This is a genomic window from Caulobacter sp. ErkDOM-E, from assembly GCF_048541895.1.
In the GTDB taxonomy this organism is placed as follows: domain Bacteria; phylum Pseudomonadota; class Alphaproteobacteria; order Caulobacterales; family Caulobacteraceae; genus Caulobacter.
Genome location: NZ_CP183331.1, coordinates 1,337,274 through 1,352,211 on the forward strand (window position 1 = coordinate 1,337,274; position 14,938 = coordinate 1,352,211).

Annotated in this window: 15 protein-coding genes; 4 read left to right on the top strand and 11 right to left on the bottom strand. The window is 67.0% G+C overall.

Going from position 1 to position 14,938, the window contains the following annotated elements:
* Positions 1–27: 27 nt before the first annotated feature.
* Complete coding sequence (locus ACN2C7_RS06575) at positions 28–288, bottom strand: hypothetical protein (protein ID WP_419320608.1); 261 nt, start codon at positions 286–288, stop codon at positions 28–30.
* Between the two features lie 27 nt (positions 289–315).
* Here ACN2C7_RS06575 and mtnP point away from each other — a divergent pair, with 27 nt between their 5' ends.
* Entirely contained in the window at positions 316–1,197 is an 882-nt protein-coding gene (gene mtnP, locus ACN2C7_RS06580) for an S-methyl-5'-thioadenosine phosphorylase (RefSeq protein WP_419320609.1), read from the top strand.
* Here the strand turns inward: mtnP and ACN2C7_RS06585 are convergent.
* Genes ACN2C7_RS06585 through ACN2C7_RS06595 form a run of 3 tightly spaced genes read right to left on the bottom strand, consistent with a single transcriptional unit; the run spans position 1,175 to position 3,424 of the window.
* Positions 1,175–1,777, bottom strand: a complete 603-nt coding sequence (locus ACN2C7_RS06585; RefSeq protein ID WP_419320610.1) for a TIGR04282 family arsenosugar biosynthesis glycosyltransferase — start codon at positions 1,775–1,777, stop codon at positions 1,175–1,177. The genes mtnP and ACN2C7_RS06585 overlap by 23 nt on opposite strands.
* Positions 1,767–2,423: a TIGR04283 family arsenosugar biosynthesis glycosyltransferase gene (locus tag ACN2C7_RS06590; RefSeq protein WP_419320612.1), complete on the bottom strand. Its 657-nt coding sequence runs from the start codon at positions 2,421–2,423 to the stop codon at positions 1,767–1,769. Before ACN2C7_RS06590 ends, ACN2C7_RS06585 begins: the two co-directional genes overlap by 11 nt.
* A 32-nt stretch (positions 2,424–2,455) precedes the next feature.
* Positions 2,456–3,424, bottom strand: a complete 969-nt coding sequence (locus tag ACN2C7_RS06595; protein WP_419320613.1) for a radical SAM protein — start codon at positions 3,422–3,424, stop codon at positions 2,456–2,458.
* A 163-nt stretch (positions 3,425–3,587) separates the two neighbouring features.
* Here ACN2C7_RS06595 and ACN2C7_RS06600 point away from each other — a divergent pair, with 163 nt between their 5' ends.
* Both ACN2C7_RS06600 and ACN2C7_RS06605 read left to right on the top strand, forming a co-directional pair.
* Positions 3,588–4,403: a DUF1499 domain-containing protein gene (locus ACN2C7_RS06600; protein WP_419320614.1), complete on the top strand. Its 816-nt coding sequence runs from the start codon at positions 3,588–3,590 to the stop codon at positions 4,401–4,403.
* Positions 4,404–4,455: 52 nt separating this feature from the next.
* Entirely contained in the window at positions 4,456–5,577 is a 1,122-nt protein-coding gene (locus ACN2C7_RS06605; RefSeq protein WP_419320616.1) for an NAD(P)/FAD-dependent oxidoreductase, read from the top strand.
* A gap of 28 nt (positions 5,578–5,605) precedes the next feature.
* Here ACN2C7_RS06605 and ACN2C7_RS06610 read toward each other — a convergent pair whose 3' ends face one another.
* From ACN2C7_RS06610 to ACN2C7_RS06635, 6 genes are all read right to left on the bottom strand, one after another.
* Positions 5,606–7,027, bottom strand: a complete 1,422-nt coding sequence (locus tag ACN2C7_RS06610; RefSeq protein WP_419320617.1) for a dihydrolipoyl dehydrogenase family protein — start codon at positions 7,025–7,027, stop codon at positions 5,606–5,608.
* A complete protein-coding gene (locus tag ACN2C7_RS06615) occupies positions 7,024–7,740 on the bottom strand; it encodes a TVP38/TMEM64 family protein (protein ID WP_419320618.1) in 717 nt (238 codons plus the stop codon). Before ACN2C7_RS06615 ends, ACN2C7_RS06610 begins: the two co-directional genes overlap by 4 nt.
* Positions 7,740–8,546 carry a DUF547 domain-containing protein gene (locus tag ACN2C7_RS06620; protein ID WP_419320619.1) on the bottom strand — a complete coding sequence of 269 codons (807 nt, stop codon included), beginning with the start codon at positions 8,544–8,546 and terminating at the stop codon, positions 7,740–7,742. The genes ACN2C7_RS06615 and ACN2C7_RS06620 overlap by 1 nt, the downstream gene beginning before the upstream one ends.
* A 316-nt stretch (positions 8,547–8,862) precedes the next feature.
* On the bottom strand, positions 8,863–10,281 hold the full coding sequence (locus ACN2C7_RS06625) for an MFS transporter (RefSeq protein ID WP_419320620.1): 1,419 nt from the start codon (positions 10,279–10,281) through the stop codon (positions 8,863–8,865).
* 5 nt (positions 10,282–10,286) lie between these two features.
* Entirely contained in the window at positions 10,287–10,964 is a 678-nt protein-coding gene (locus ACN2C7_RS06630) for a nitroreductase (protein WP_419320622.1), read from the bottom strand.
* 209 nt (positions 10,965–11,173) lie between these two features.
* A complete protein-coding gene (locus ACN2C7_RS06635) occupies positions 11,174–12,532 on the bottom strand; it encodes a spinster family MFS transporter (protein WP_419320623.1) in 1,359 nt (452 codons plus the stop codon).
* Positions 12,533–12,714: 182 nt separating this feature from the next.
* On the opposite strand from ACN2C7_RS06635, the gene ACN2C7_RS06640 reads away from it, so the two are divergent.
* On the top strand, positions 12,715–14,355 hold the full coding sequence (locus ACN2C7_RS06640; protein ID WP_419320624.1) for a flavin-containing monooxygenase: 1,641 nt from the start codon (positions 12,715–12,717) through the stop codon (positions 14,353–14,355).
* 42 nt (positions 14,356–14,397) lie between these two features.
* Here the strand turns inward: ACN2C7_RS06640 and ACN2C7_RS06645 are convergent, their stop codons facing one another.
* The gene (locus ACN2C7_RS06645) at positions 14,398–14,928 is read right to left on the bottom strand and encodes a nuclear transport factor 2 family protein (protein WP_419320626.1); all 531 of its coding nucleotides are present in this window, start codon (positions 14,926–14,928) and stop codon (positions 14,398–14,400) included.
* Between the last annotated feature and the right edge of the window lie 10 nt (positions 14,929–14,938).

The following is a 14,938-nucleotide window of genomic DNA, read 5'->3' on the forward strand; positions in this document are numbered from 1 at the left end:
CCGCTATAGGCGCAAAGCTGGAGGCCGTCATGCCGAAGGCTTGCCCTTGTCGGTGTTGGCGCCGGCCCAACCGCTTTCCGAGACGTCGATCATCACGCCCTCGGGACCGCTCATCTTGCATTCGGCGTTGTCCTTGTCGGGGTTCACGCCCAGCCCCTGGGCAATGTTGACGTCGTGGCGCGGGGCGAAGCCCGAGCTCTCGAACCGGTCAACGACCGCTTCGATGTCGTCGCAGCCCCTTAGGCTTGCAAGGCCAGCCTGTCCCATCGCCCCCGGATGACGTATCAAGGGAGCCTGGGCTCAGAGAGGAACGGCATGAAGGACTGGGTGATCGGCGTCATGGGCGGTTCGGGCCTGTACGACCTGGACGGGTTGTCGGATCGGCAGACCCTCCGCCTGGAGTCGCCGTGGGGCGCGCCATCCGACGAGCTGGTCACCGGAACCCTTGAAGGGGTTCGCCTGGTCTTCCTGCCGCGCCACGGCCAGGGCCATCGCATTCCACCGGGCGCGATCAATGCCCGCGCCAATATCGATGTTCTGAAGCGGGCGGGCTGTACCGACCTTGTCTCGGTTTCGGCGGTCGGCTCGCTGCGGGAAGAGCTGCCGCCCGGGACCTTCGTTGTGGTCGATCAGTTCATCGACCGGACCGTCGCGCGGCCCGCCTCCTTCTTCGGTCCGGGGCTCGTCGCCCACGTCTCGATGGCCGATCCGGTCTGTCCGAGCCTGTCGTCCGCAGCGGCGAACGCAGCGCGCGCGGCAGGGGCCGTGACGGTCGAGGGCGGCGTCTATGTCGCCATCGAAGGCCCGCAGTTCTCGACTCGCGCTGAAAGTGAGCTTTACCGCGCCTGGGGATGTTCAGTCGTCGGCATGACGGCGATGCCCGAGGCCCGCTTGGCCCGTGAGGCGGAGCTACCCTATGCCAGCGTTTGCATGGTCACCGACTATGACTGCTGGCGGGCCGATACGGCCCATGTCGAGGTCGCCGGGATCCTGGCGACCATGAAGGCCAATGCCGAGGCGGCGCGCAGGATGCTGACCGAACTGGCGCGCGGCCTGCCGCAGGACCGGCCGGCCTCACCGATCGACACAGGCCTGGACTATGCCGTCGTTACCGATCCGGCGTCATGGGATCCGGTGCTGGCAGGCAAGCTGGCGGGGATCTGCCCGAGACGGTTCAGCCCCAGCGCGATTGGCTGAGATAGCGCCGAAGCGACGCCCCGTCATCGACGTCCTCCTGCAGCCTTAGTAGGGCGACCGGGCGGGTCTCCATGTTGGCTACAGTGTCGGCCAGGGCCTGTTGGGTCGACCAGCGGACTCCCTCAAACGGCAGATGCATCCGTGGCCGACGGCGAAGACCGATCAGCCAATAGCCGCCATCGCGGGCCGGGCCGAACACGGCGTCGTGGGCGCCGAGCGCGGCGAAGGCCTTGGCCACGTCCTGACGTGTCACGGTCGGGGTGTCGGCGCCGAGGATGACCACCGGTCCGCGCGGCAGGGCGCGGACGACCCGTTCCAGCTTCTCACCCAGATGGCCTGGCCCCTGGGCGATCACGCGCGCCGGCGCGGCCCAGTCCGTCGGCCGGTCCGGCGAAACGGCCATCCACAGGGTCCATCGCGGGTCGCGGCCCAGGGTGCGACGCAGCCGCGCCAAAGCCGCCCGAGCGAACCGCACAGCCTCCAGGTCCCCGACATCCGCAGCGAGCCGGCGCTTGCCCACGCCGTAACGCGGCTGCCGGCTGAACAGCACCAGATGCTGCTGGGTTGGATCAGCGCCCATAGAGCGCCGCGATCCGGGCCGGGGCGACGCCCAGGAAATAAAGCGCCAGGCAGCGCAGGTTCAGGGCGCTCTGGCGGACCCAGCCGCGGCGACGCCAGCGCTCGGCGGAGGTCAGGGCGGCGCCGTGCAGCTGGCGAAGACGGTGGCGGCCCAGGCGGCGGGCCAGGTCGACATCCTCCATCAGGGGCAGGGCCGCAAATCCCCCGACCTCGGCATAGAGGTCGCGATGAATCAGAAGGCCCTGGTCGCCATAGGGCAGGGCCAGGAGGGCGACCCTGAGGCTGACGCCCCATTCCAGCAGCCGCGCCTGCCAGGCGGGGTCGTCGAGCTTGAAACGGAAGGCTCCAGCCCATCCCCGTCTGTGGGGGGCGGCAATATGGTTCGCCAGGGCCGTCCAGGCGGCCGCGTCGAGCCGGGTGTCGGCGTGCAGGAACAGCAGCCATGCACCGCTGGCGGCCTCGGCGCCGAGGGCGAGCTGATGGCCGCGCCCCGGGACAGAGTGAAGGACCCGCGCGCCATGGGCGGCTGCGCGGGCGACGGTGTCATCGACGGAGCCGCCATCCACGACGATCACCTCGCGCACCGCAGGCAGATCGACCAGGGTCCGGGCCAGGCGTTCGCCGGCATTGAGCACGGGCAGGATCACTGAGAGGTCCTCCAGCCCAGGGCCGGGTGACATCATGGCGCGCTGCAACTGGCGCCGCCCAGGACGCAAAACTGGGCGCAGAAAGGGTGGTTGAGCTGAACGGCGCCGGAGGCCTGCGCCAGGGTCTGGCCCAGTTCGAACTGGGGATCATACGGCGTCAGGGTGCAGGCGACGACGGCGGCCTCGGCCGCGTCCTTGCGGCGCACGACCATGCGGCTGGTGGCGCACATCATCTGTTCGGGCGCCCGGTCGAGAATTTGCCAGCAGGCCTCGGTGATCTCCGGCACGGCCCGGTCCGCTTCCATCTCGGGAAACAGCACCAGGGTCGACCGGTCCTCGGCGTCGACGGCCAGGCCGCGCGCGTGAAACAGGTCGCCATAGGCCTGCCGCGCGGCGGCCTCGCTTTCCTCGGCCAGTCGACGACCGGCGATTGCGACACGAAGGCCTTGCTCGCCCAGCCAGTCCAGACCCTCCCAGGCCTTGTCCCAGGATCCCGTCCCGCGCTCGGCGTCGTGGACCGCTTGCGTGTGATGGTCGAGGCTGACCCGGAAGGTCAGGCGGTCGCGATGCGGCCTGGCCAGATCGCCCAGGCGCGCGCCCCATCGCAGCATCGGGCGCATGGCGTTGGTCAGGACCAGAACCTGATGGCCCGCACCGAGGGCGGCGTCGAGCATGGCCAGGATGTCCGGGTTCATGAACGGCTCGCCGCCGGTAAAGCCGATCTCGCGGGTCGGCAGGCCGGTCTCGGCGATCTCGACAAGATAGCGGGCGACGTCTTCCAGGCTCAGATAGGCCAGGGCGTCATTGGTCGGTGAACTCTCGATATAGCAATTGACGCAGGCGATGTTGCACAGGGTCCCGGTGTTGAACCACAGGGTTTCCAGCGCGGTCTGGGCGACCCGGGCGCGGGGCGATCCGTCCGCCGTGACGAGAGGATCCACGAAGCGGCCGGGCCCGGCGGCGGCGCGATGGGTTGCGAAGGGCGAAGCGGTCGACGTCATGGCGTCCTTTGTGTCAGTTTCGGGCCGATCGTCCCAGCGCCGAGCGAGGTTACCGACCAGATTCGGCCCCATGGGTGCAAAGGTTTCATCGGACCGTCCGGAAATCGAACTCTGGCGTCCTGGCGAGGTTCGTGGAACGGTCGCAATACACAGGAGAACCATCATGCTGACGCGATCGAAATTCGCCGGGATAGCCCTGACCTTGTCCCTGCTGGTCCCCGTCTGGTTCCTGGTCTCCGCCCTTGGGGTGAAGTTTGGCCTTTGGTCCTGGCGTATCGGGCTTGGCGTGCTGATCATACAGTGGGGACCGCGTCTGCTGCTGGCCACGGCCGTGATCGCCCTCGTCGCCCTGATCCTGGTCTTGATCCGCCGTCCCCGGGCCGCATGGGCTGCGGCGCTCGTCGCCCTGATCATCCCCGCGACCGGCCTGGGCTATCTGGGCTGGGTACGGGCCCAGGCGGCCGATATCCCGCCGATCCACGACGTCGCCACCGACATTGCCGATCCGCCGGCTCTGAGCCCGAGCCTGCTGTCGCTCCGGACGGCGGCGGAGGCCAATCCCGTGGGGGACCTGAGGGCGCCCCTGACCGCCGCAGACCCTTACCGCGATCCCCGGTTCGCCAAATATGGCAGCAAGAGCCTGGGGCAGGTCGGTCATGAGGCCTATCCAGGGCTACGGACGGCCGCGTTCGACGCGGCGCCGACGAAGGCCTTCACCGCAGCGCTCAAGGCGGCCCAGGGCATGGGCTGGACTGTGGTGACCCAGGACCCGCAGGCCGGCGTGATTGAGGCGACGGCGGGGACCTTCTGGTTCGGATTCAAGGATGATGTCGTCGTGCGGGTGCGTTCGGGCGCCGGGGGGCAGGGCTCCAGGGTCGATGTGCGATCCATCTCGCGCGTCGGGTTGAGCGATCTGGGCGCCAACGCCAAACGTATTGAAACCTATCTGGCGCGGGTTTCGGCAGGACTGAAAACCTGAAGCGCGCGCCACGACAGGGCGTCTCCTTCCGCGTTCTTGCGGCGCGGCTCGCATGACGGCGCGGTCGGTGACCCTGGTCGGGGCGGGCCACGCGCATCTGCACGTCGTGCGGCAAGCCGCCCGGCTACGGGCCGCAGGGCTGACGGTGACGCTGATCGCGCCCGAGCTGTTTCACTATTCGGGGCTGGCCAGCGGCGTGCTCTCCGGCGCGCTGGCGCTGGATGAGGCCCAGATCGATGTGGCGGCCCTGGCGGCGGCATTCGGCGTCCGCCATCTGGCCCAGTCCGTCGTGGCGGTCGATCGTGCGGCACGCATCCTGACCCTGGCCGATGGCAAGACCGAAACCTATGACCGCCTGTCGCTGAACATCGGCAGCGTTGCCGCTGATCCTCACGGCCTGGTCGGCGGCCCCGGGGTCTGGCCGGTCAAGCCTCTGTCGCAGCTGTTGACCTTGCGCGCCCGGATCGAGGCGCAGGCGGCGGCGGGCGCCGCGGCGCCGCGGATCGTGGTCGCGGGGGGCGGCCATAGCGCGCTGGAAATCGCCGCAAGCCTCTGCGGCCTGGTCGAGCGCGGTGACGGTCGGCCCCAGGTCACGGTGATCGCGCCCCGCCACGGGGTGGGTCTTCCGCCGGCCGCCTGGTCTCGGCTGTCGGCGGCCCTGGTTGAGCGGGGGGCCGTTTTGCGGTCCGGCCTTGTCGTGGGTCGAACCGTCGACAGCTGTCGACTGGCCGATGGCGCGCTCGAGCCCTGTGACATCCTGGTTCTGGCGGCCGGGCTTTCAGCCCCGCCGCTGATCGGCGAACTCGGACTGCCGCTGGACGGACAGGGGCGGCTGCGGGTCACGCCGACCCTGCAGGCCATCGGCGACCCCGCCATCTTCGCCGTCGGGGACTGCGCCGTGATCGAGGGCCACACGCGGCCGGCTGCAGGCGTTTTCGGCGTTCGCGCTGCGCCGGTTCTGCTCAACAACCTGGCGGCCCATGGCGATGACCGGCCCACCCGGCCCTACCAGCCGCAGACCCGCTGGCTGTCGATCATGGATCTGGGCGATGGTCGGGGCCTGGCGGTGCGCGGCCGGTTCTGGCTACTGGGCCGGGCCGCGCTGTGGTTGAAGCGCTATCTCGATCTCGGCTTTATCCGGCGCATGCGGGCGCCGCCGGCTTCAAGGCCCTAGCCACAGCCGCGCGGTTGCGGCCCTTCCCTCAGGCGAAATGCTTCAGGATCGCCACCAGCCTGCGTGTGCGGTCAGAGAACAGCGCCGGGGTGTACCATTGGCCGGCCAGACGTTTGCCGATCTCGCCCCGGGTGGGATAGGGCGCGATCATGCTGGTGATCTGACTGAGCTTGAGCCCCGCCGACATCACCAGGGACCACAGATGGATATGGTCTCCGGCCTGACGGCCCACGAGGGTAACGCCGAGGATCTTGCCCTTTTTCGTCGTGATCAGCTTGCCGAAGCCACGCGTGTCGCCCTCGGCGATAGCCCGGTCATTTTCAGCAAAGTCAAAGTGCTCGACGCGCAGGTCATCGCCATGGATCGCACGGGCCTCGGATTCGCCCAGCCCGATTGCGGCCAGTTGCGGATCGCAATAGGTGACCCGAGGCGTCTGCAGGGCGTCGGCATTGACGGGCAGGGCGAAGACCGCCCGGCGCACTACCAGCGAGGCGTGCGCGCCGGCCAGATGCGTGAACTGCCCGCGACCGGCGGCGTCGCCGACCGCATAGACGCGCCGGTTGCTGCTGCGCAGGGACTTGTCGGTGATGATGCCGTTGCGGTCAGTCTCGACGCCCGCCTTGTCGAGATCCAATCCGCTCAGGGCCGGGCGACGCCCGACGGCGACCAGAAGGTGCGAGCCCGTGACCGTGCGGGTCTGGCCATTGGTCTCCACCTCAACCACGGGACCGGACGCGATCCGCGTGGCTCTGCCGCCGGTCATGACTTCGACGCCGTCTGCGCGGAGTTGGGCCAGAACCACGGCGGCGGCCGCCGGGTCTTCGCGCCCCAGAAGGGTGTCGGCCTCGATGATCACCACCTCTGAGCCCAGTCGGCGGAAAGCCTGGCCGAGCTCGACGCCGATCGGGCCGCCGCCCAGCACGATCAGGCGTTCGGGCAGGGTCGTCAGGCCAAACAGGGTTTCATTTGTCAGGTAGGGGACGGCGTCGAGGCCGGGAATTGGCGGTACGGCGGCATGGGAGCCGGTGGCCACGATGATCTTTCGCGCCCTGACGCGCACACTATCGCTGGCGACGGTGCGATCGTCGACGAAGCGGGCGGCCTCGCGCACCACCTGCACGCCCAGCCCTTCGAAGCGCGCCTGACTGTCATTGGGCGCGATGGCCGCGATGGCGGCGTGGACATGGGCCATGACCTTGGAGAAGTCGATCGACAACTCGCCGACCCGGACGCCGAGCGCCGAGGCGGCGTGAGCCTGATGGGCGGCTTCGGCGGCTGCGATCAGCGTCTTTGAGGGAACGCAGCCATAGTTGAGGCAGTCGCCGCCCATTTCCCCCTTTTCGAACAGCACCACCTTGAGGCCCAGTTGAGCGGCCCCAGCAGCCACGGACAGGCCGCCCGAGCCCGCCCCGATGACGACCATGTCGACCTTTAGGGTTTTGGATGTCACAGGGCGTTTCCGGTTCTGGCGCGGCGGCGTTGATAGAGGGTGGTGCCCAGCGACAGCAGGCCCAGCCCGATCAGGGGCAGGAGGACGCGGGGCTCGAAGATCGCGCCGGCGTTCGGTGTTTCGCCGCGGGCGATCAGATCGCCGATCCCGGCGCCGATGCCGCTATAGATGAAGGTGGCGGGCATGATGCCCAGGAAGGTGGCCAGGGCATAGGCCCGCAGCGGCGCATGGGCCAGGGCGGCGGCGATATTGACCAACCAGAAGGGGGCCAGCGGCACCAGCCTGAGGGTCAGGATATAGCCAAAGGCCCCGGCCTGAACGCCATCGATGACCGCTTTGAGTGTGCCGCCTGAGGCCTCGGCGCGCCGGCGCAACACCTCGCCCAGCGAGGTGCGGACCGCATAGAACACCAGAATAGCCCCGATCGTGGCGCCGACCACGGTCGCGCCGCCACCGACCCAGGGGCCAAACAGATAGCCGCCCGTGAGGGTCAGGACCAGGCCCCCGGGGAGGCTGATCGCCGTGGCCACGGCATAGACGGCCATGAAGCTGAGCAGGGCCAGGATCAGGTGGTCGCCGACAAAGGCCCGCAAGGCCGCCTCATGGGTCCGCAGCGCCTCGAAATTGAGGTAGCGGGTCACGCCGCTGGCAAACACGGCGACCACCAACACCGCGAGAAGCAACAAGGGAAGAAAGCGTCTCAGCAGGCTCATCAGCGGTTTTCCATGGCATTGATCGACCAGTTATAGGTGTCGCCGGCGATCCGGTCGACCTGGAGAAGGCGGGCCTTGAGGGGCGCTGCCGCATAGCCGGCGAGGTGGTCGATGACGCGTCGGTCAGAGCCGCCGAAATCGCTCGAATACCATTTGTAGATAGAGGACACCGTGAGCGCCGCGCCCTTGAAGGCCACGCCGCGGGGATGATTGACATAGGCGCGTGCGGCGGCGTCCAGCGTCGGACCCAGTCCCGCACCCCGCCAGGCTTTCCGTGGCAGATTGGGGCAACTGAACGAGGCGCAGTTGACCGCATAATGGACGCGCGGATCCGACCATCCCTTGCGCAGTATGCCGTGCTCGATGCCGTCCAGCGAAAGATCGACGCCGTGAACCCGGGCGAGGGTCTTCTTCCAGGGGCCGGCGACCAGCAGAGATGAGCGGATGTCGCGGATCGACTTGACCGGCCAGGCGTCGATGACCTCGCGAAGCGTCAGGGCGTTGTAGAGATTGGCCCAGAAGGCGAACTGTTCTGGCCGGCTCAGGGCTTGGGGATCCTGGGCCGACAGGTGATCGATATAGCGGCCCAACCCGTCGCGGTCAGGGTTGGAGCGACGCCAGCCGGCATAGTTGACCCGCACCACCCCGTCGCTTGAATCATGGGCCCAACGCGCCAGCAGGGCGTCAAAGGCGGCGTGGTCCACCGTGGCGCGCCCGGCTTGCCCGTTTGCGAAGACCGCCAGATCCCGGGCTGCGGCGGAACGGGCGACCAGACCCGTCGCGAGTCCGGCTCCGGCGATGATCAAGCCGCGTCTCTTCAGGTCGGCCATTCTCGGAACCTCGCAATTGCAGACCTTAGTGTCGGGTGGTGTGTGATCGCAAGGCGACGTTGCCGCTCCGGGCTGGCTCGCGGACGTTCAGGTCAGCGCTCGGCCAGGAAGACGGGGAGGGGCTCCCGTCATGTCAGGGCTTTGGGGCCCAGTCAGTCGGGCGACGGGCGAGCTGTCAAACCAGCGGAACGGATTGGTCGATTTTGCAGGCCAGGCGCGAGGCTCGGACCGTCTTCCCGGGCGACTAAAGTTTGGGCTGGCAGCTCCCCGATCGTCTCAGGAGCGCGCGCCTTCAGAGCGGCGATCCAAGCGCCGATGCGCGTGAGGTCTGCGCAGCATCGCGCGCCTCAAGCGCCTTGCGGATCTCATCATGCGCAGCCTTGTCCATGGTGTGGCCGGCTATCAGGGCAGCGCCAGCAAGCGCCAAAAGGGCGGGCACGACGGCGAAGCTGACCGAGAGAACCAGTAGTGCCAGAGCCGCATTCTCGGCCCCCAGGTCAGCCTTGAACCCAAAAAACTCCAGCGCGCTGACGGAAGCAAAAACCGCGACCGCAGAGCCGATCTTTACGGCCCCGCTCAGCAAACCAAACATCAGACCGCTGCGATCCACGCCGCTCCTGAGGCGCTCTTCGTCACTCAGGTCGGCCATCATGGCGCGCAGCAATATTGGCCCCGCGCTGTAGGGCAGGCCGGCAAGGATCATGGTCACGATCCCCCAAGCCAGGCCCTCCGGCGCGATCAACACCGCCAATTGTGCGACGGCATAGGCGACTGCGGCGATGGCCAAGGCGCGATGCTTGCCCATGGCCTGTCCCAGCCGCCCCCAAAGCGGCGCGCCAAGCAGTGCGCCGATAAAATAGAGCAGCAGCAGCAGGCCGGCTTCGGAACGGTCCCAGCCGCGGATGGCGTCAAAATAGAAGAAGAACAGTGTGCCGGCGATGACCGGGCCCGTGCCGAGAAGAATATCCGAGGCCAGCAAACGCATGATCGATGGCCGGCGCATCAAATCCAGATAGTGGCGCCAGGTTGCAGAATGGGTGTTCGGCGGTGACTCCGGCTCGTGAATTGAAAGCAGCGCCAGAAGGATGGCCACGGGCAGGCTCAACACAACGAACCAGCCCATGGCCCGCACGCCCTGCCCGTAATCGAGCCCGAAACCGATTTTCATCAGCGGCGGCATGGCGAGCACAATGAGCATGCCCGCGACGGTGAAGCCCTGCCACCAACTGAAGACGCGCGCGCGCTGCCCATATTCCGGAGCCAGTCGGGCCGCCCAGGTGACGTGCGCCATCGTCGCCATGGACTGGCCCAGAAACCCCAGGACCAGCCAGAACAGGATGTAGTTTCCGTCGATGCCCGGGCGCGCCATGAACAGCATCCAGACCGCGAGGACGGCAATGGGCAGGCCGCCTACCAGCCAGGGCTTGAACCGGCCAAAGCGCGTGTTCGTCCTGTCGATCAGGAACCCGAGGGTCGGATCCAGCCACAAATCGAAAAGTCGAACGATGCCGAAGGCTAGTCCGATAGCACTCAGACTGACGCCCAGATCTGTGGCGTAGTAATTGGGAAGATAGACGACGACGGGCATGAGCATCGCCGCCACAGGAACGCAGGGCAGGGCAAAGGCCGCCAAGCTCCAAGTTCCTAGGGGCCTTTGGCCGCTGTTTGCGCCATCAGCCCGGCGAGCCGGCGTCTGAAGTCCCTCCGCCACCGCCGCTAGTCGCCAAAGCCGACAAACACCGCCGCTTCCGCCACCGACTTGCGCTCGGACACCACGGCATTGGCCGGGAAGCTTTCATCCGGCCAGCCCAGGGCAATGCTTTTCATGATCACCTGATCGTCGGCAATGCCGGCATGCTCGCGAACCACCGGTGACTGCATGATGCCCTGGCTATTGATCACCGCGCCAAGGCCGCGAGACCAGGCGGCATTGACCAGGGCGGTGGCGACCGCGCCGCAGTCGAACGGCGTGTCGTCGCTGCCGTCGAGGACGCGGTCATAGGTGACGATCACGCAGACCGGCGCGTCGAACTGGCGAAAGCCGCGCAAGACCCAGTCCTGTCGGGCATCCTTGTCTTCGCGCTCGATCCCCATCGCCGAGAACAGCTGCTTGGCGACCCCAACCTGTCTGTCGCGGTGCTGGCCGGCGAAGGTCTGGCCTGTCCGAAACTCCCGGGACTGCGGCACACCGGCCAGGGTTCGCTCGGTGTTGCCGGCGCGGATCCGCTCCAGCGGCTGGCCCGTGACGATGTAGAAATTCCACGGCTGGGTGTTCATCGACGATGGCGCACGCATCGCCAGGCCGATGATCTCCTCAATCAGGGCCCGGGGAACGGGGTCGGGTTTGTAACCGCGGATGCTTCGGCGACCCAGGATAACGTCGTCAAACTGCATAGGGGAATCCTGAACCAACGCGCCCAGCTTGGAGCCATAAGGATTTATGCGGCTGTGGCAGCGACGCGGCAACCCATGTCGCGTTTCATCAGGGACCTTGCGCCAGTCTTTAATCCCTTAAGGCTCCTGTCGTCTCCGCGCAGATCGAGGCGCGCCGTCGCGGCCCAGCTTGATGCAGTCATCAGGGTCTCGCTGGAGGCAACGCGCGGTCAAGCCATCCCCATTGCGGCCTCGGTCGCGACCGCCGGTTTGGCCGCCATGCGTTTCGCCGCCAGGCCAAAACAGATGACTGACGCCAACATGGCGACCGAAGCGCCTGCGCAGGCGATGTTCAGACTTTGGACCGGCCCAAATCTCTGGCTGAGGAGATCGCTGGCCGATCCGACGGCTAGGGGCCCAAGACCCAGACCAATCAAGCTTGTCAGGAAAAACAGTATCGCCGAGGCGGTCGCGCGGACGTTGGGGCTTGCCAGAACCTGAACCGAGGCGAAGGTCGGTCCATAGGCCATCGCGTGCAGGAAAACGCCGACCATCAGGGCGGCCAGGGCCAGCGCAAGGTTTGGCGCGAAAGGCATCAGGCCCAGGAACGGCGTGGAGGCCAATAGGACAAACATCGGCTGTCGAGCATAGCCGGCGATGCCGCCGCGGGCGGCCCGGTCGGCCAGCCTGCCGCCGATCAACGTGCCCGCGCCGCCGCCGAGGCCGATGATGAGTCCGAGGGCCAAACCGACCATGCCTGCAGGACCCAACCCAAGCTTTGCCCCCAGCAGGGTAAGCGCCTCACTGTGATTGCGAAGGAAAAGGGATCCGAAGAACGTAGACTGACCGTAGTAGGAAAATGACGTCAGCGCGGCGGCGAAGGCGATAAGCCAGAATGCGGGCTTGCCCTTCAGCTCGGCGAATGCCGCCCTGAAGGACTGGAGACCTTTGGTCTGCATGGCGAGCGCGGGGCGTAGGCGACGCGGCTCGCGCAGGGTGACAATGGCGAGGACCGCCACGCCCAACCCGGGCAATCCGGCGGCCATGAAGGCCGCGCGCCAGCCGAGGCTGTCGACGATGAGTCCGCCTATCGCCAAGCCCAAAAGCGATCCGAGGGGAATTCCAAGAGAATAGAAAGCCAGGGCCGAGGCCAGTTTGGCGCGCGGTGTGAACTCGGAAATCAGCGAATGAGCCGCCGGTGTACAGCCAGCCTCGCCGATGCCGACCCCGATCCGCGCCAGAATGAGTTGCGGGAAAGAGCGAGCCAAGCCGCAGACTGCGGTAAATGCGCTCCAGACGGCCAACGAGATCGCGATCAGCCGAACGCGGTCCCCGCGGTCGGCGAGGCGCGCCATCGGCAGGCCTACCGCCGAGTAGAAGAGAGCGAAGGCCAGGCCGCTGACCGCGCCGATCTGCCAGTCGGCGAGGTGCAGTTCAGCCTTCATCGGTTCGGCCAGGATCGTGACGATCTGCCGATCGAGCATGTTGAGCGCGTAGATCAGCATCAACAGCACCAAGGCGTAGCGCCGATAGCCTGAGGACCACGCCGGTTGCTCGGTCGGGGATCCGATAGATGTCTCTTCAGCCATGGACCTGCTCGTTGCTTGTCAGATCCCTACGCTATGGGGGGCCTCAGACCGTGGGGCCCTCGCTGCCGCTGAAGGCGCTCAATATCGCCTATGTGATCTTGTTCCTTTGTACGAGCGCCGGGCTTGAGAACGGAATGCGCCACGCCGACCAGTAGCCGCCTCGCTGGTAGGGCCGCCCCGCAATGACCACTACGATCGCTGATTCACGCCGAGCGCAGGCGCGCCGCACCGACGCCATTGTCGTTGGCGCAGGCTTTGGCGGACTGTACGCGGTTCATCGGCTGCGGAGCGAAGGCCTGTCGGTGATTGGCCTGGAGGCGGGCGGTGATGTCGGCGGAACCTGGTATTGGAACCGCTACCCTGGCGCCCGCTGTGACGTCACCAGCATCGACTATAGCTACGCCTTTTCCGAGGCGATCGAGCAGGCCTGGACCTGGAGCGAAACCTTCGCGGCCGGCTCCGAGATCCTGGCCTACGCCAATTTCGTCGCCGATCACCTGGACCTCAGACCCGCCTACCTCTTCGACACGCGGGTGGAAGCCATCGCCTTTGATGATGAGCGGCGGGTCTGGACAATTACCACCCAGCAGGGCGACCAGTTCGAATCCGATTACCTGGTGATGGCCACCGGCCCGCTGTCCTTGCCCAAGCCCGTCGATATTCCAGGCTCCGACCGATTTGAAGGCGAGCTCTATCGCTCGGGCAAATGGCCCCATCACGAGGTCGATTTCCGGGGCAAGCGGGTGGGCCTGGTGGGCACCGGCTCTTCCGGCATCCAGATCGCGCCCGTGGTCGCCGAGACCTGTCAGTCGCTGACGGTCTTCCAGCGCACGCCGAGCTTCACGCTTCCCATGCGCAACACGGCCATTTCGGAGGTCTACGCCGCACAGTTGAAGGCGAACATGGCGGGCCTGCGGGCTGTGGCCCGCACCACCTTCACCGGGGGTGTCCGGCCGCTCTCAACCCGCCCGCTGTTCAGCGTGACCGTCGAGGAGCGCAATGAACTCATGGAGGAGGCCTGGGCCAAGGGGGCGTTGCAGTTTCTGGGCCTGTTCTCGGATCTTCTGACCAACGCCGCGGCCAACGAGATCGTCGCAGACTTCGTGCGCGACAAGATCGGCCAGACGGTCAAGGACCCGGTGACGGCCGAGAAGCTCAAGCCGCGTGGCTATCCGATCTATGCGCGCCGGCCCTGTCTCGACACCCAATACTACGAGACGTTCAACGCGCCGCACGTCTCGCTGGTGGACTGCTTCGAGGAACCGATCGTCGAGTTCACCCCGGCGGGTCTGCGGACGGCCAGGCGCGAGGTCGCGCTGGACGTGATCATCATGGCCACCGGCTATGACGCCCTGACCGGCCCGATGCTGGCCATCGACATCACGGGCCGCGACGGGCTGAAGCTCAGCGAAGCCTGGCGCGATGGGCCAAAATCCTACCTGGCGCTTCTGATGCATGGCTTCCCGAACCTGTTCATCATCGGCGGCCCGAGCGGACCGTCGATTCTGGCCAATTACATCCGGCTGGACGAGATGAACGTCGACTGGGTGGTGGACTGCATCCTGCACATGCGCCGCCAGGGCCTGGCGACCGTTGAGGCCACGGCCGACGCGCAAGCGCGTTGGGGCCAGACCGTGTGCGAGATCGCGGATCGCACCCTCTATGTGAAGGCGGACACCTGGTACACCGGGACGAATATCGAGGGTAAGCCGCGCGGCTTCTTCGTCTTCGCCGGCGGCCTAAACCGTTATGCCGAGGTCTGCGCCGGGGTCGCGGCGGCAGGCTACGAAGGGTGCCACTTCACGGCGCGCAGCCCGGGTTAGGGCGAGGAAGGCGGGCGCGGCTAGGGCCGCACCCGCCACCCGCTAACCGTTTCGACTCAGGAATGCGTAGAGGGGATCGTCGGGGAAACGGCCGCCCACGGGCGTGCGGGCCGCGAACCGGTCAGGATGTGCGCCAGGTGTCGGTGCAGACTTCTCGATCCAGTCAAAGACGACCTGACGCGCGGCGATGCGCCAGTCGCCGTCGCGCTTTTCGAACCGGTCGAGGTAGCGGCCGCACATGTGCAGGACGACCAGCGACCCGTCGTCATCAGGTTGCCGGTGCAGGGCTGTAAACACGGACTCTACCGCGGCGGCCGACCCATCTTCGAAGGTGATCATGACGTTGTGCACCTGATGCACTGCACGCTCGATGTGAGGCAGGACTGTCAGCGCCCAGTCGACGAACTCCGACGCCGTGCCTTTGAACGCGCCGTGCTGGTCAGGGCCTTCCGGCCAAGCCACTGAGCGCAGGGCCGCCTCGTCCATGCGATCGATGCCCCGGCAATAGCGGTACAGGCACTGGCGGATCTGCTCGCTGTCCCAGAGTTGCTGGAGATTGGGTTGGTCTGCCATCTGGAGGTCT

Bases quoted from the DNA above. Each gene is read 5' to 3' on its own strand.
- ACN2C7_RS06595 (WP_419320613.1), bottom strand. From the start codon at position 3,424: ATGACGTCGACCGCTTCGCCCTTCGCAACCCATCGCGCCGCCGCCGGG.
- ACN2C7_RS06645 (WP_419320626.1), bottom strand. From the start codon at position 14,928: ATGGCAGACCAACCCAATCTCCAGCAACTCTGGGACAGCGAGCAGATC.
- mtnP (WP_419320609.1), top strand. From the start codon at position 316: ATGAAGGACTGGGTGATCGGCGTCATGGGCGGTTCGGGCCTGTACGAC.
- ACN2C7_RS06640 (WP_419320624.1), top strand. From the start codon at position 12,715: ATGACCACTACGATCGCTGATTCACGCCGAGCGCAGGCGCGCCGCACC.
- ACN2C7_RS06600 (WP_419320614.1), top strand. From the start codon at position 3,588: ATGCTGACGCGATCGAAATTCGCCGGGATAGCCCTGACCTTGTCCCTG.
- ACN2C7_RS06585 (WP_419320610.1), bottom strand. From the start codon at position 1,777: ATGGGCGCTGATCCAACCCAGCAGCATCTGGTGCTGTTCAGCCGGCAG.
- ACN2C7_RS06630 (WP_419320622.1), bottom strand. From the start codon at position 10,964: ATGCAGTTTGACGACGTTATCCTGGGTCGCCGAAGCATCCGCGGTTAC.
- ACN2C7_RS06635 (WP_419320623.1), bottom strand. From the start codon at position 12,532: ATGGCTGAAGAGACATCTATCGGATCCCCGACCGAGCAACCGGCGTGG.
- ACN2C7_RS06615 (WP_419320618.1), bottom strand. From the start codon at position 7,740: ATGAGCCTGCTGAGACGCTTTCTTCCCTTGTTGCTTCTCGCGGTGTTG.
- ACN2C7_RS06605 (WP_419320616.1), top strand. From the start codon at position 4,456: ATGACGGCGCGGTCGGTGACCCTGGTCGGGGCGGGCCACGCGCATCTG.